Annotated in this window: 13 protein-coding genes; 9 read left to right on the top strand and 4 right to left on the bottom strand. The window is 70.1% G+C overall.

The window, feature by feature from the left end; genetic code table 11:
* Positions 1-136 precede the first annotated feature (136 nt).
* From AB0I54_RS29895 to AB0I54_RS29885, 3 genes are all read right to left on the bottom strand, one after another.
* A complete protein-coding gene (locus tag AB0I54_RS29895) occupies positions 137-856 on the bottom strand; it encodes a DinB family protein (RefSeq protein WP_363299301.1) in 720 nt (239 codons plus the stop codon).
* A gap of 143 nt (positions 857-999) precedes the next feature.
* Positions 1,000-1,638: an HAD family hydrolase gene (locus AB0I54_RS29890; RefSeq protein WP_363299300.1), complete on the bottom strand. Its 639-nt coding sequence runs from the start codon at positions 1,636-1,638 to the stop codon at positions 1,000-1,002.
* 71 nt (positions 1,639-1,709) lie between these two features.
* The gene (locus AB0I54_RS29885; protein ID WP_363299299.1) at positions 1,710-2,729 is read right to left on the bottom strand and encodes a winged helix-turn-helix domain-containing protein; all 1,020 of its coding nucleotides are present in this window, start codon (positions 2,727-2,729) and stop codon (positions 1,710-1,712) included.
* A gap of 224 nt (positions 2,730-2,953) precedes the next feature.
* On the opposite strand from AB0I54_RS29885, the gene AB0I54_RS29880 reads away from it, so the two are divergent.
* A complete protein-coding gene (locus AB0I54_RS29880; RefSeq protein ID WP_363299297.1) occupies positions 2,954-3,331 on the top strand; it encodes a peptidase inhibitor family I36 protein in 378 nt (125 codons plus the stop codon).
* Positions 3,332-3,442: 111 nt separating this feature from the next.
* Complete coding sequence (locus AB0I54_RS29875; protein WP_363299296.1) at positions 3,443-4,348, top strand: hypothetical protein; 906 nt, start codon at positions 3,443-3,445, stop codon at positions 4,346-4,348.
* A gap of 28 nt (positions 4,349-4,376) precedes the next feature.
* On the opposite strand, the gene AB0I54_RS29870 is transcribed toward AB0I54_RS29875, so the two are convergent.
* Positions 4,377-5,246, bottom strand: a complete 870-nt coding sequence (locus AB0I54_RS29870; protein ID WP_363299295.1) for an LLM class flavin-dependent oxidoreductase — start codon at positions 5,244-5,246, stop codon at positions 4,377-4,379.
* Positions 5,247-5,399: 153 nt separating this feature from the next.
* Here AB0I54_RS29870 and AB0I54_RS29865 point away from each other — a divergent pair, with 153 nt between their 5' ends.
* From AB0I54_RS29865 to AB0I54_RS29835, 7 genes are all read left to right on the top strand, one after another.
* A complete protein-coding gene (locus tag AB0I54_RS29865) occupies positions 5,400-6,464 on the top strand; it encodes a lytic murein transglycosylase (protein ID WP_363299294.1) in 1,065 nt (354 codons plus the stop codon).
* A gap of 54 nt (positions 6,465-6,518) precedes the next feature.
* Positions 6,519-7,574, top strand: coding sequence for a sigma-70 family RNA polymerase sigma factor (locus AB0I54_RS29860; RefSeq protein WP_363299293.1), 1,056 nt, complete (start codon positions 6,519-6,521; stop codon positions 7,572-7,574).
* A gap of 108 nt (positions 7,575-7,682) precedes the next feature.
* On the top strand, positions 7,683-8,612 hold the full coding sequence (locus tag AB0I54_RS29855; protein ID WP_363299292.1) for an ABC transporter ATP-binding protein: 930 nt from the start codon (positions 7,683-7,685) through the stop codon (positions 8,610-8,612).
* Entirely contained in the window at positions 8,609-9,379 is a 771-nt protein-coding gene (locus tag AB0I54_RS29850; RefSeq protein ID WP_363299291.1) for an ABC transporter permease, read from the top strand. The genes AB0I54_RS29855 and AB0I54_RS29850 overlap by 4 nt, the downstream gene beginning before the upstream one ends.
* Positions 9,380-9,382: 3 nt before the next feature.
* Positions 9,383-10,198 (top strand): ABC transporter permease, encoded by an 816-nt coding sequence (locus AB0I54_RS29845; RefSeq protein WP_363299290.1) that lies wholly within the window; start codon positions 9,383-9,385, stop codon positions 10,196-10,198.
* Positions 10,199-10,203: 5 nt separating this feature from the next.
* Positions 10,204-11,439 carry an MCE family protein gene (locus AB0I54_RS29840; protein ID WP_363299289.1) on the top strand — a complete coding sequence of 412 codons (1,236 nt, stop codon included), beginning with the start codon at positions 10,204-10,206 and terminating at the stop codon, positions 11,437-11,439.
* Positions 11,436-12,473, top strand: a complete 1,038-nt coding sequence (locus tag AB0I54_RS29835) for an MlaD family protein (RefSeq protein WP_363299288.1) — start codon at positions 11,436-11,438, stop codon at positions 12,471-12,473. The genes AB0I54_RS29840 and AB0I54_RS29835 overlap by 4 nt, the downstream gene beginning before the upstream one ends.
* Positions 12,474-12,606: the final 133 nt, after the last annotated feature.

The raw sequence follows: 12,606 nt of genomic DNA, 5'->3' as shown, positions 1-12,606 counted from the left end.
TTCTGCTGCTGCCGGCAAGCAAGATGAGGCGTAGCGCCAAAGGGTTGTGTTGCTGCGGGAGTTGTTCTTGACTCTGACCGGCGCGACGCGCGCGACCGGGCTACCAGGGCTACCAGGGCTACCGGGACTATCGGGACTACCGAGGAGTGGCGGAGCGCGTCCGCCACAGGTCGCGCAGCAGCGCGATCTCGGCCATGTGGTGGATGAATTCGATGTTGGCCCCCGACAGCACGGCGACGAAGGGATTGTCGGCGTCGTTGCTGTACGGGTACTGCGAGAAGCCGACCATGTCGAGTTGCTCGTCTGTGACGGCGGCGACACTGTCGCGCCAGCGGTCGATCAGCGCCCAGAACCGCTCCAGCGCCAAGGCGGCGGAGGGGGTGAAGTCGACCAGCTGCTTCGGTTCCTGCCGCCGTTCACCGAAGGTCCACTCCCATCCGCCCGCGAAGTGGAAGTGCAGGTGTCCCAACCGCCACGCGATGGTCGTGATCGGCGTCTCGTCAGGCTCCGGTGCACCGGTGTGGGCGAGGACCTGCTCGACACGCTCGATGCTCACGCTCCAGTCATCGGCGATCTTGGCGAGGGTCATTCCGTCTGCGGCCTGTCGGGCGACCTCGGCGTACTCGCTCGCCGGGATGTCCGGGGCGCCCAGGTCGAGCACCCACTCCCCCGGCCCGAACGCCCTGGGCGTCGCCGCCTCGCCCCGGCGCCGTATCGACCAGGAACCCGGCGCCGGCTCCCACAGATACTCCTCGTCACCGAGCCCCGTCAGCCGCACCTGGGCCATCTCCCTGGCCTGGTCGAACTGGTCGAGCAGCAGGCCCAGACGGTCGGTCCGCGCGCCCTCGGTCTCCATGCGTGGCTCCCTTCACGGTCGCGTCTCGTACGACACTGCGCTCAGGCGGAAGTTAACGGCTGGTCCATCGGGGCGCGACCGATTTTGACCCAGCCGTCCACGGAGATGCGCGAGGCCTCCGCCGGCTGTTCGGCCGCCGTGACCTACTGATCGTCCCGGATCGGGAAGGCCACCACCTCGTCCACCGGTCCCCGCAGATCCACCGTGAAACCCGCGTGCTGGAGCGCTTGGGCACCCCGCCTGGTCGCCATGGCGAGTGCGAGCTGCTCGGAGACCAACTCCACGACAACGGCCTCGGTCTCGTCCACGGCCGTGGTCAACTCGGGTGGGCCCAGGCCGTCCGGAAGCTCGATCCTCGTCCGGAGCACCGGTCGGTCCTCCATCGCGGCAATGGCGAACACCGGGTGAGCCGCCGTACGCATTCCGGCCTCGCGTGCGCAGGCGCGCTCCTCCGCGTCCTCGCCCACGAAGACACAGTCGTCGGCTGCCGCTCCCCCGGTGCTCGCGACCGCCTGGTCGAAGATCCTACGGCTGTCCTTCGTGCCCCAGTGCACGAGTGCCTCGTCGGCGAAGTGGCCGGGGAACGCCTCCCACAGCGCGGCTGCCGCACGTGCGGCAGCACCATTGCCCGGGCCGGGGTCGGAGATGATGCCCTTCCGGACCTCCTGGAGGGCGTCGAGCACAGCCATGACACGCGGTCGGGGCTGAAGTGTCAGGGAGCCGTCGGGATCCACATGGGCGTCCGCCAAGGTCGCCCCGATGTCGAAGAAAATCACTGGCATGTGCAGTGCCTCCCCGTGGTGAACGCCTTCGAGTCGCATCCACCCGGGTGATAGTCGCGGGGACGCTCAGCTCAATGACCTGTGCGCGCGCCCATCGGTTGAGACCCGACCAGCAGGGAGGCGCCGGTCGGAGTCAGTGTGTGCAGGACGTGCGCGGCATGCCGGCTGCTGGCGAGCAGGCCCGCGTCACGCAGGACTCCGGCGTGCTTGCTCGCGGAGGGCGCGGAGATCCCGACGGCACGGGCGATCTCCCCGGTCGTGGCGCCCGCGCCCGCCGCGACGACGCAGAGCACGGTCGCCCGGGTGCGGCCCAGCAGCGCGGCCAGTGGCGTGGCGGGCCGGATACTGAGGCCGGTCGGTTCGTGCAGCAGGGGGTAGACGAGCACGGGCGGCAGGTGGGGATCGGCGAGGCTGATCGGGCTGCTCCAGCAGAAGTAGGACGGCACGAGGCGCAGCCCCCGGCCGTCCAGGTACAGATCCCGGTCGTCGACGGGATAGCGGACTTCCAGGATCGGAGGCCGCCAGATCAGCCCGGGTCCGAGCCCGGCCAGCATCCGGTCCACGCCGCCGTCGAGCAGATCGCGGCAGCACTGCGACCGCGCCGCTTCGATGCGCGAGTGCATCGCCTCGGTGAACGGGGCGACGGCCGCCTCGTAGTAGGCGCGGATCGCCGTGACGAGCTCGGCGCGCTCCTGTCGGTCCGTCAGGCGTCGTGCCCAGGCCGGAGCGCCCACACGGTGGTCGAGCACCGTCAGCTCGTCACGCACGCGGCGGGGCGGGGTGGACATGATGGTGTCGAGACTGGCGTCGAGGGCGGCGTTGAGCCCATCGTCCAGGGCGGGGGAAGGCGTCAGGAAGTCCGGAAAGTAGACGGCTCGTGGGTAGAGCGGCAGGAGGAGATCACGCAGGGTGCGTTCGAGGTGGTGCTCCCGGATGCGGGCGCCGGCCGTCCTGTACCACTCGGCGTAGGCCCAGCGGCCGGCGCGGGTCTGGAAGCGGTGCAGACTCGCGGCCACCTCCCACAGGGGATCGGGCACCCGGGCCACTCTGGTTCTCGCCAGGTCGATCTCCGAGAAATGAATGCGGAGCATCCCGGTCCCCTGTCCGGCCTCGGCATTTTCCTCCTGGCGACACACCATGGACCACTGAGGCGGAATTGGCAACAGTGGACGCGACCAACCGCACACCTCAAGGGGGAATGGTGAGACGAATATTAGCCATGATCGCGGGAGTTGTGATTCTGCTCGGTGCGATGGCCGGAACATCGGCGGCCAGTTCGGCAAATGATTCCGCAAACCGAGGCAAGGCAACCGCGGTGACATCCTTCACCTCGGTAAAGGCTGCCGCGGCACCTGCCGGCTGCCCCTCCAGCTATTTCTGCTTCTGGGTGAACGCGGGATACTCCGACGGGCCGGGAAAGCTCTCCGGAAAGAACTCCGACTGGTCCGCCTTCGGTCACTCCAGCTGTCCGAGCGGCACCTGGAACGACTGCGCCTCGTCGGACTACAACAACGGAGTCAGCTGTGACGCCGTCGTGTGGACAGGCAAGTCCTACGGCGGAACCGGCGGCTGGGTCCCGAAAGGCACCGGCGGGAACTTCAACTCGACGTTCAACGACGCCGTCTCGTCGAACAGCTGGGGCGTCTACGCGACCGGGGGCACCAACTCGACCTGCACCGGCCCCGTGCCGTAAGGGACGGGTCAGCTGACGGGACAGCTCAACTCCCCAGGCTCCAGGTGCCCGTGGGCAGCAGTCCGCGGGCACCGTCCGTCCCACCCCGCCGAACGAGAGGCCCAGGACACCATGCGACGCGCAGCGCTCGCCTGCACGGTGGCGGCAGTCCTCGCGCTCGCCGCCGCGTGCGGAACGACCGACGACTCGCACGAGAAACGCGAGAGACCCCTCGCCGCTGCCGAACTCGACCTGCTCACCCGGTCCGGGACCTTCGTCAGGACCAGCACCGGGCTGGCGAACGAGGAATCCGAACTCATCGCGGCCTGCATGGCAAAGAAGGGATTCCGCTACCGGGCCGACAAGACGCCTCGGCCGGCCGGATCCGACGAGCAGCGGACGCTGAACATGCGAGACCGCCGAAGCCGGGGATACGGCCTGGGAGATCAGTACGCATCCGACTCGGACGGTCGCGGTTCATCACCGAACGACGCCTATGTGGCGTCGCTGTCGGAGAAAGGGTCGGCCGCCTATATGAAAGCCCTGCGCGGGAGTGGTTCGGATTTCCGCGAGATGCGATTCGGGGACGACCAGAAGGTCACGTTCTCGGCACGCGGCTGCGAGGCCGAGAGCCGGAATCACCTCTACGGAAGTCTCGACGACTGGGTTTCCGTCGCCTACTATCCGCAGAATCTCAACGGCCGCCTCACGCCTCTGGTGGAGGAATCCCCGAAGTACCGCAGGGCCATGACCGACTGGAAGACCTGCATGCGGGCCGAGGGATACCCGTACGGCTCTCCCGACGACGCCTACGAACGACTCGGGGCCGCCTATCGCAAGCAGGGTGCCACCCCGGTCCTGCGCAACCGCGAGGTCTCCGTCGCCGTGGCGGACGGCAAGTGCGCCGCGAAACTCCACATCCCGAGTCTCGCGCTCGCTCTGCGCCGCAGCTACGCCAAGTCGCTGCCCGAGGATGACAAGGCCCGGCTGCGGTACCTCACCTCGGTCTGGCAGGCGGCAGCCGCCCAGGCGCGTTGAGGTCCGGGGCGGGGCACCTTCGGCCGGGTCACCACAACACCGGCGGCCCCTGCTCGATGCGCCGCAGCACCGGTGTGAGCCGGTCGAGCGCCTCGCCGGTCTGGATCTGCCGCTCGTCCCACCAGGTGGCTCCCGCCTCGGCCAGCGGACCGATCAGATCACGGGTCTTGGCGGCGTCGTCGCCGGGCGTGGCACCGCCGAGGACGATCTCGAAGGGAGCGCCGGACCGGCCCTCGCGCTCCTTGTGCAGGAATGCGACCAGGTCGCGCACCTGACCGACAGGCGGCACATGGCCGTGCCTGGCGTCGGTGAACAGCGGGACCGCACCGTCCCAGCGGGCGGCCCGGCGCATCGGCGGACGGTTCGGCCAGAAGCCGGCGACCCAGACCGGCGGCCGAGGGCGTTGCACCGTGGCGGGCAGCAGGGTCACGTCCCGTACCTGGTAGTGCCGTCCGTCGTGGTTCACCGGTTCGCCCGACCAGAATCGGCGCAGCAGGTCCAGGCCCTCGTCCAGCCGCTCGGCCAGCACCTTGGGGTCCGTGGTGTCACCGAAACTCGCGTACTCGTCCTCAAGGGGCCCGCCCAGCCCCGCGGCGAAGACGACCCGACCTCCGCTCATGGCATCCAGGGTCGCCACCTGGCGGGCGAGCTGCTGCGGGCGTCGCCGGGCGACCGGGGTGACCAGCGTGCCCAGCCTGATCCGGGAGGTCGCCGACGCGGCGGCGGTCAGCAGCATCCACGGGTCGCCGAACGGCCTGCCCTCGTGCTTGCGATGCAGCACGTGGTCCCAGACGAACAGCCCGTCCCACCCTGCCTGTTCGGCCGCCACGGCCACCTTCGCGACGGTCCTGGGATCGGCGAAGTCACCGAAGTTCGGAATGTTGACCGAGAAGCGCATCCCCGCATCCTGGTGCACGGCAGGGGGACCGGCAACGGAATAGCGGACGCGCCTGCGCACGCCGGTTTCCGAATTCGCCCCCCTTCCCGCGACGGACCCGCCGCCCTGCCCCGTAGAGCAGACGACATCGGCACACCGGGAGGGGAGCACGACTTGGCAGGGCACAGGGTCAAAGGCGCCAGAAGTGCGGCGATCACGGCAGCAGCCATGGCGGCGCTGACCGCGTCACAGCCGCCGTGGGCGGTTCCGGCACGGGCCTCCGCACCCGCACGGTCGGCGGCACCCGCCGAGCAGGGGCCGAGCGTGACGGGCGACGCCCCGTACCGCACCGATCTCCCGCCACTGCGGACTGCGGCGCACAGGACCGGGGCATCGGTGGCGAGCGCCGCGCTGCCGGTGAGCGTGTTCGCCGCCTACCGCCACGCCGAGGCGGAGCTCGCGCGCACGGCGCCCGGTTGCCGGCTGCGGTGGCAGTTGCTGGCCGCGATCGGCCAGGTGGAGTCCGGGCAGGCGCGAGGCGGTCGGGTGGCGGAGGACGCTACGACCGTGGCGCCGATCCTCGGGCCGCGGCTGGACGGCGGCGCGTTCGCCCTGGTGCGGGACACCGACGGCGGCGCCTACGACGGGGACCCGGCGTACGACCGTGCGGTCGGACCGATGCAGTTCATCCCCTCGACGTGGGCCCGCTGGGGCACGGACGGCAACGGCGACGGCCGGGCCGACCCGGACAACATCTTCGACGCGGCGCTCGCCGCCGGGCGCTATCTGTGCGCGGGCGGGCGGGACCTCTCCGACCCGGCCGGACTGGACCGGGCGATCCTCGGCTACAACCACTCGCAGGCCTATCTGCGCACCGTCAGGGCCTGGTACGCGTACTTCCTGGCAGGGCACCGGCTGGTACCGGACAGCTCGGCAGGGTCGTCGGCGCACCCCGAGCGGTCGCGGCGGTCGCACCAGGAGCCCGCCCCGAAGCCGACGCCGTCCGCCCCTCGGAGCCCCGCCCCGCCCCGAACCCCGTCCGCGCCCGCGTCACCGACTCCCGCCGGCTCACGCCCGGCGCCCCGGGCCGGTGAAACGGACGAGCCCCAACTCCCCTTGCCCGGCCGGGACATCGAACCGCCCGGCGGCGGCCTGTTGCCCAGCGACGGTCCGCTGACCAGCAACGGAGTGGTCTCGTTGACCGCCACCCCCTCCCCAACCGCCGATACCGGGCGGTAATGTCGCCACCCGCCGGACGGTACGAGACCGGCGAGTGAGCGCAAAGGGGCCCTCATGGCGACGGACATGTCGGACATGCCTGCGGAGATACAGGCGGCTCATGACCGCTGGCAGCGCATGTGGAGCCACCGCGAGCAGTTGCTCAAGGTGGCCCGGCGCAGGTCGATGAGCCTGGAGGACGCCGAGGACGCGGTGCACGAGGCGATGCTGCGCGCCGCGGAGCGGCCCGACCTGGACGACGAGCGTCTCGGCGCCTGGCTGACGACCGTGACCATGCGGCTGTGTGTCGACCGGTACCGCCAGGTCTACCGTGAGGCCAAGGTGTCCGGCAGCCCGACGCTCGTCGCGCCGGGCCCGGTGCCCGTCGACGAGGCGGTGTGCGACCGGGCCGAGGCCAGATGGCTGGCCGTACGCAGCGGCGAGCTGCCCGCGCGCCAGGCCGAGGCACTCCGGCTGAAGTCGGAGGACCTCGACGTCGGCCAGGTCGCCGTGCGCATGGGGCTGAGCTACCGGACCGTCGAGTCGCTGCTCGCCCGGGCCCGGCGCACGCTGCGCAACTCACTGGCCGCCACGCTCGGGTTCGCGCTGTTCCTGGTCGGGCGGGGGCGACTGCGAGCGAGCGGCAAGGCACAGGCCGTGGCGGCCGCGTCGACGGCGGCGACCCTGACGGTCGCGGGGTTCGTACTGCCGCACACGCTCGGAGGGGGCGGGCCGGACGCGGCGCCCCTGCCCTCGGCATCCTCCGTGTCCAGGACGCCTGCCGAGACCGTCCGGCCCGACGGCACCGCCGGAACACCCGCACCGAACGCCCACGAGCTGTCGGCCCCCGCGACGGCTTCCGGAGCGACGGCCTCACCCGGTGATCACCACGATGCGCTGCTGCCGCTGACGGTGCCGCCCTTGCCGAAGGCCTCCCTGTCACCCTTGCCGTCCGTTCCGGAGGTCCCGAGCGTCTCGGGCCTCCCGAGCGTGTCGGGCCTCCCGAGCGTGTCGGGCCTCCCGAGCGTGCCCGACCTTCCCGACCTGCCGGACGCGTCCACGATCCCGACGGCTCTTCCGTCCGTCCCGGCGGCTCCCACCGAGGTACCGGTGCCGACCGCACTGCCGTAGCCCCGCCGCGAGCCCTGCCGAAAAAAGTCTCCCTTCCCCGCGACGGACGCCCCGCCTCCCCCCGTAGAGCAGATGTCGGAGCTGCTCCACGGCGGAAGGGTGGAACGGATGGGTGTCGAGATCTGTGTGGAAGGGCTGACCAAGTCCTTCGGTCACCAGGTCATCTGGCAGGACGTCTCGCTGACGCTGCCCGCCGGGGAGGTCTCGGTCATGCTCGGGCCGTCGGGCACGGGCAAGTCGGTGTTCCTCAAGACGCTCGTCGGACTGCTGAAGCCGGACCGCGGCTGTGTGAAGGTCGCCGGTCGTGACATCACCAGGCTGCGTGAACACGAGCTCTACGAAGTGCGGAAGCTGTTCGGCGTGCTGTTCCAGGACGGCGCGCTGTTCGGCTCGATGAGCCTGTACGACAACATCGCCTTCCCGCTGCGCGAGCACACCCGTAAGTCCGAGAGCCAGATCCGGCGCATCGTGCTGGAGAAGATGGACATGGTCGGGCTGATCGGCTCGGAGGGGAAGCTGCCCGGTGAGATCTCGGGCGGCATGCGCAAGCGCGCGGGCCTGGCACGGGCGCTCGTGCTGGACCCCGAGATCATCCTCTTCGACGAACCCGACTCCGGCCTCGACCCGGTGCGCGTCGCCTATCTCAACCAGCTGATCGTCGACCTCAACGCGCAGATCGACGCGACTTTCCTGATCGTCACCCACGACATCGCCTCGGCCCGCCAGGTGCCGGACAACATCGGGCTGCTGTTCCGGCGCGAGCTGGTCGTGTTCGGCCCGCGCGAGAGGTTGCTGACCAGCGACGAACCCGTCGTACGGCAGTTCCTGAACGGCCGGATGCAGGGTCCGATCGGCATGGCGGAGGAGAAGGACGCGGCGCAGGTGCAGCAGGAGCTGGCCCAGCTCGTCGACCGGGCGCCCGTCCGTGAACCGACACCCCGGCTGCTGCCGGGGCCCGGCATCGTCCGCCCGCCCCGCTGGGAGGCGATCGCGCGACGGGAGGCCGAGCTGCGCCGGAAGGAGGTGGCGGACCGATGAGACTGTCACCGACCGGGGCGCTGAGGCAGTCCGGGAACCTCTTCGCGATGGCCCTGGACGTGGTCCGGACCCTGCCCCGACGGCCGTTCCAGGCAAGGGAGTTCATCCAGCAGGCCTGGTTCGTCGCGAGCGTGACCATTCTGCCGACGGCCCTCGTGTCCATCCCGTTCGGAGCGGTCATCGCGCTGCAGATCGGCAGTCTGACCCGGCAGCTGGGCGCCCAGTCCTTCTCCGGGGCCGCCTCGGTGCTGGCGGTGCTGCGGGAGGCCTCGCCGATCGTGACCGCGCTGCTGATCGCGGGCGCGGGCGGTACGGCGATCTGCGCGGATCTCGGGGCGCGGAAGATCCGCGAGGAGATAGACGCGATGCAGGTGCTCGGCATCGATCCCATCCACCGGCTGGTCGTTCCGCGCGTGCTGGCGTCGATGGTAGTGGCGGTTCTGCTCAACGGCCTGGTGTCGGTGGTCGGTGTCGCGGGCGGCTACTTCTTCAACGTCGTTCTGCAGAACGGCACTCCGGGCGCCTATCTCGCCTCCTTCACCACGCTCGCCCAGCTCTCCGACCTGTGGGCGGCCGAGATCAAGGCGCTGGTGTTCGGTGCGATCGCCGCGATCGTCGCCTCGTACAAGGGACTCACCGCGAAGGGCGGCCCGAAGGGCGTGGGCGACGCGGTGAACCAGTCGGTGGTGATCACCTTCATGTTGCTGTTCGTGACGAACTTCGTGATGACCGCGGTGTACTTCCAAGTCGTCCCGCAGAGGGGTTAGCCGATGCGACTTCTCGAACGACCACTGCGCTCTCTCGAAGAGCTCGGCACCCAACTCTCCTTCTACGGCCGCTCGCTGGCGTGGACCGGCCGCACCCTGCGCCGCTACAAGAAGGAGATCCTGCGGCTGCTCGCCGAGGTGAGCTTCGGCCGCGGCGCCCTCGCCGTCGTGGGCGGCACGGTCGGCGTCATCGCCTTCCTGTCGTTCTTCACCGGCACGGAGGTGGGCCTGCAGGGGTATGCCGCGCTCAATCAGCTCGGCACCTCCAACTTCGTGGCGTTCCTCTCGGCGTACTTCAACACCCGTGAGATCGCCCCGCTGGTGGCCGGGCTCGCGCTCTCCGCCACCGTCGGCGCCGGATTCACCGCTCAGCTCGGCGCGATGCGGATCAGCGAGGAGACCGACGCCCTCGAAGTCATGGGCGTCCCCTCGCTGCCGTTCCTGGTGACCACCAGGATGATCGCCGGCTTCGTCGCGGTCATCCCGCTGTACGTCATCGGCCTGCTGTCCTCGTATCTCGCCGCCCGCACCATCACCACCGGCTACTACGGGCAGTCGGCGGGCACCTACGACCACTACTTCCAGCAGTATCTGCCGCCGGTCGACGTGCTGTGGTCCTTCGGGAAGGTGCTCGTCTTCGCCGTCCTGATCATCCTGGTGCACTGCTTCTACGGCTACTACGCGAGCGGCGGCCCGGCGGGCGTCGGTGTCGCCGTGGGCCGCGCCGTGCGGACGTCGATCGTCGCGATCAACGTCCTGGACTTCTTCCTCTCGTTGGCGATCTGGGGCGCCAACACGACCGTACGGATTGCGGGGTGAGCCGGATGAGGGTGCTGAGACTACGGCTGTACGGCGTCGTGTTCATCGCCGTACTCGCCCTGCTGCTGTCCCTGTCGGTCGCCGTCTACCAGCAGGCGTTCACCCCGGCCGTACGGATCAGGCTGGAGGCCGACAGCCTCGGCAACCAGCTCGATCCGCGCGCCGACGTCAAGCTGCGCGGGCTGCTGGTCGGCGAGGTCCGCGCGGTGCACGCCGACGGGACGAAGGCGACGCTCGACATCGCGCTCAAGCCGGAGTACGTCGCGCACATCCCGTCCGACGTGCACGCACGCCTGCTGCCCAAGACGCTGTTCGGCGAGAAGTACGTGGACCTGGTGGCACCCGTACGCTCCTCGGCCCGCCCCATTCACGCCGGAGACGTCATCACCCAGGACCGCACCCGCGTCGGCATCGAGCTCCAGCAGCTGATGAACGACCTGCTGCCGCTGCTGCGGACCGTGCAGCCCGGCAAGCTCAACGCCACCCTCTCCGCGTTCGCCACCGCCCTGGAAGGACGCGGCGACCGGATCGGCGACAACCTCATGCGCGTGGAGGACTATCTGCACCGGCTCAATCCTCATCTGCCCTCCCTCACCGAGGACTTCGCGCGCCTGGCCGACGTCGCCCAGGTGTACGGCGACGCGGCTCCCGACCTGATGGAGATCCTGCGCAACACCGTCACGACCAGCCGCACCCTGGTCGAGCAGCGCGGCCGGCTCGCCTCCGCGCTCACCACGACGGCGACCGCCGCCGGCACCACGGAGGACTTCCTGGACGCGAACGGCGACCGGCTGATCACCCTGGGCCGGGTCTCCCGCCCCACGCTCGAACTCTTCGCCCGCTACTCGCCCGAGTACCCCTGCCTCCTGGCCGGACTGGTCCGCGAGGAACAGGCCTCCGAGCAGGCGTTCCGGGGCGGCAAGATGCACATCACGCTCGAAGTCGTACGACAGCAGGGGCCGTACGAGCCCGGCGAGGAGCCGCGCTACGACGACCGCTCGGGACCGAACTGCCGCGACCTGCCCCACCCCCCGGTGCCCGCACCCGGGGTGCACCTCAACGACGGGTCAAGGAACGGGAGTTCAACCGGTCCGCTCGGGGTGTCCGCCACCCGGGCCGAGCAGCGTGCCGTCGGCTCGCTCGTGGCGCCCGTCATGGGCGTGCCCGCCGACGAGGTGCCGCCGGTCGCGACGCTGCTGTTCGGGCCGATGGCGCGCGGGACGGCGGTGAGCGTCGCATGAGGACATCGAGTGCCCGGCAGACCGCCGCCCCACTGATCAAGTTCAGCCTCTTCGCGCTGGTGACGATCCTGGCGACGGCACTGCTCGCCGCCACCATCGTCAACATCTCCCTTACGCCCGAGCACACCTATCGCGCGGTGTTCGCCGACGTGACCGGCCTGGAGAAGGGTGACGACATCCGGGTGGCCGGGGTGCGGGTCGGCGAGGTCGAGGGGATCCGGATCAAGGACCGGACACTGGCCGAGGTCACCTTCACCGTCACCGCGGACCGTCCGCTGCTGAACAGCACCGGCGCGGTCATCCGCTACCGGAACCTGGTCGGGCAGCGTTACGTCGCCCTGACGGAGGGGGCGGGAGACGGCACCCGACTGAAGTCCGGAGCCACCATCCCGCTCTCGCGCACCCGGCCGGCGCTGGACCTCAACGCGCTGCTGAACGGCTTCAAGCCACTGTTCGCGGCGCTCAGCCCGCAGGACGTCAACCAGCTCGCCACCGAGATCATCCGGACGCTGCAGGGCGAGGGCGGCACCGTCAACAGCCTGCTGGTGCACACGGCCTCGCTCACCACGACGCTGGCCGGCCGCGACAAGCTGATCGGCTCGGTGATCGACAACCTCAACACCGTACTGGAGACGCTGGACAAGCGGGGCGCCCGCTTCTCCGGGCTGCTCAAGCAGCTGCGCCGGCTGATCTCGGGGCTGTCCGCCGACCGCAAGCCGATCGGTCAGTCGCTGGTGAGCATCGGCGACCTGACGGACGCCACCTCGGGGCTGCTCAAGGACGCACGTCCGCCGCTGAAGGACGACATCGCCGAGCTGACCGATCTCACCGGAACCCTGAACAGGAACGACAAGACCGTGGAGGGCGTGCTGAAGCGGCTGCCGAACAAGCTCAACGCGCTGACGGGCACGGCGTCCTACGGCTCGTGGTTCAACTTCTACCTGTGCGACTTCGACGGCCGGATCGTGCTGCCGAAGACGAAGCAGGTGCTCACTCCCGAGCTGCATGTGGCGAGGGCGAGGTGCGGCGCATGACGAAGCACCTGCGCAAGCGCCGCCCGGAGCCGCTGGTCAAGGTCCGCATCGACCCGCCCAGGCTCCCGAAGGTACGGCTCCTGCCGCGCCGCGCGCCTCGCCCCCGCCGCCCGGAACCACTGATCAAGGTCCG

Source organism: Streptomyces sp. NPDC050625 (assembly GCF_040654755.1).
Taxonomy (GTDB): domain Bacteria; phylum Actinomycetota; class Actinomycetes; order Streptomycetales; family Streptomycetaceae; genus Streptomyces.
The sequence above is the reverse complement of the archived record's forward strand: the minus strand, read 5'-3'. Positions and strand labels throughout refer to the sequence as shown.

Bases quoted from the DNA above. Each gene is read 5' to 3' on its own strand.
- AB0I54_RS29845 (WP_363299290.1), top strand. From the start codon at position 9,383: ATGCGACTTCTCGAACGACCACTGCGCTCTCTCGAAGAGCTCGGCACC.
- AB0I54_RS29885 (WP_363299299.1), bottom strand. From the start codon at position 2,729: ATGCTCCGCATTCATTTCTCGGAGATCGACCTGGCGAGAACCAGAGTG.
- AB0I54_RS29870 (WP_363299295.1), bottom strand. From the start codon at position 5,246: ATGCGCTTCTCGGTCAACATTCCGAACTTCGGTGACTTCGCCGATCCC.
- AB0I54_RS29850 (WP_363299291.1), top strand. From the start codon at position 8,609: ATGAGACTGTCACCGACCGGGGCGCTGAGGCAGTCCGGGAACCTCTTC.
- AB0I54_RS29840 (WP_363299289.1), top strand. From the start codon at position 10,204: ATGAGGGTGCTGAGACTACGGCTGTACGGCGTCGTGTTCATCGCCGTA.
- AB0I54_RS29835 (WP_363299288.1), top strand. From the start codon at position 11,436: ATGAGGACATCGAGTGCCCGGCAGACCGCCGCCCCACTGATCAAGTTC.
- AB0I54_RS29855 (WP_363299292.1), top strand. From the start codon at position 7,683: ATGGGTGTCGAGATCTGTGTGGAAGGGCTGACCAAGTCCTTCGGTCAC.
- AB0I54_RS29860 (WP_363299293.1), top strand. From the start codon at position 6,519: ATGGCGACGGACATGTCGGACATGCCTGCGGAGATACAGGCGGCTCAT.
- AB0I54_RS29890 (WP_363299300.1), bottom strand. From the start codon at position 1,638: ATGCCAGTGATTTTCTTCGACATCGGGGCGACCTTGGCGGACGCCCAT.
- AB0I54_RS29875 (WP_363299296.1), top strand. From the start codon at position 3,443: ATGCGACGCGCAGCGCTCGCCTGCACGGTGGCGGCAGTCCTCGCGCTC.
- AB0I54_RS29895 (WP_363299301.1), bottom strand. From the start codon at position 856: ATGGAGACCGAGGGCGCGCGGACCGACCGTCTGGGCCTGCTGCTCGAC.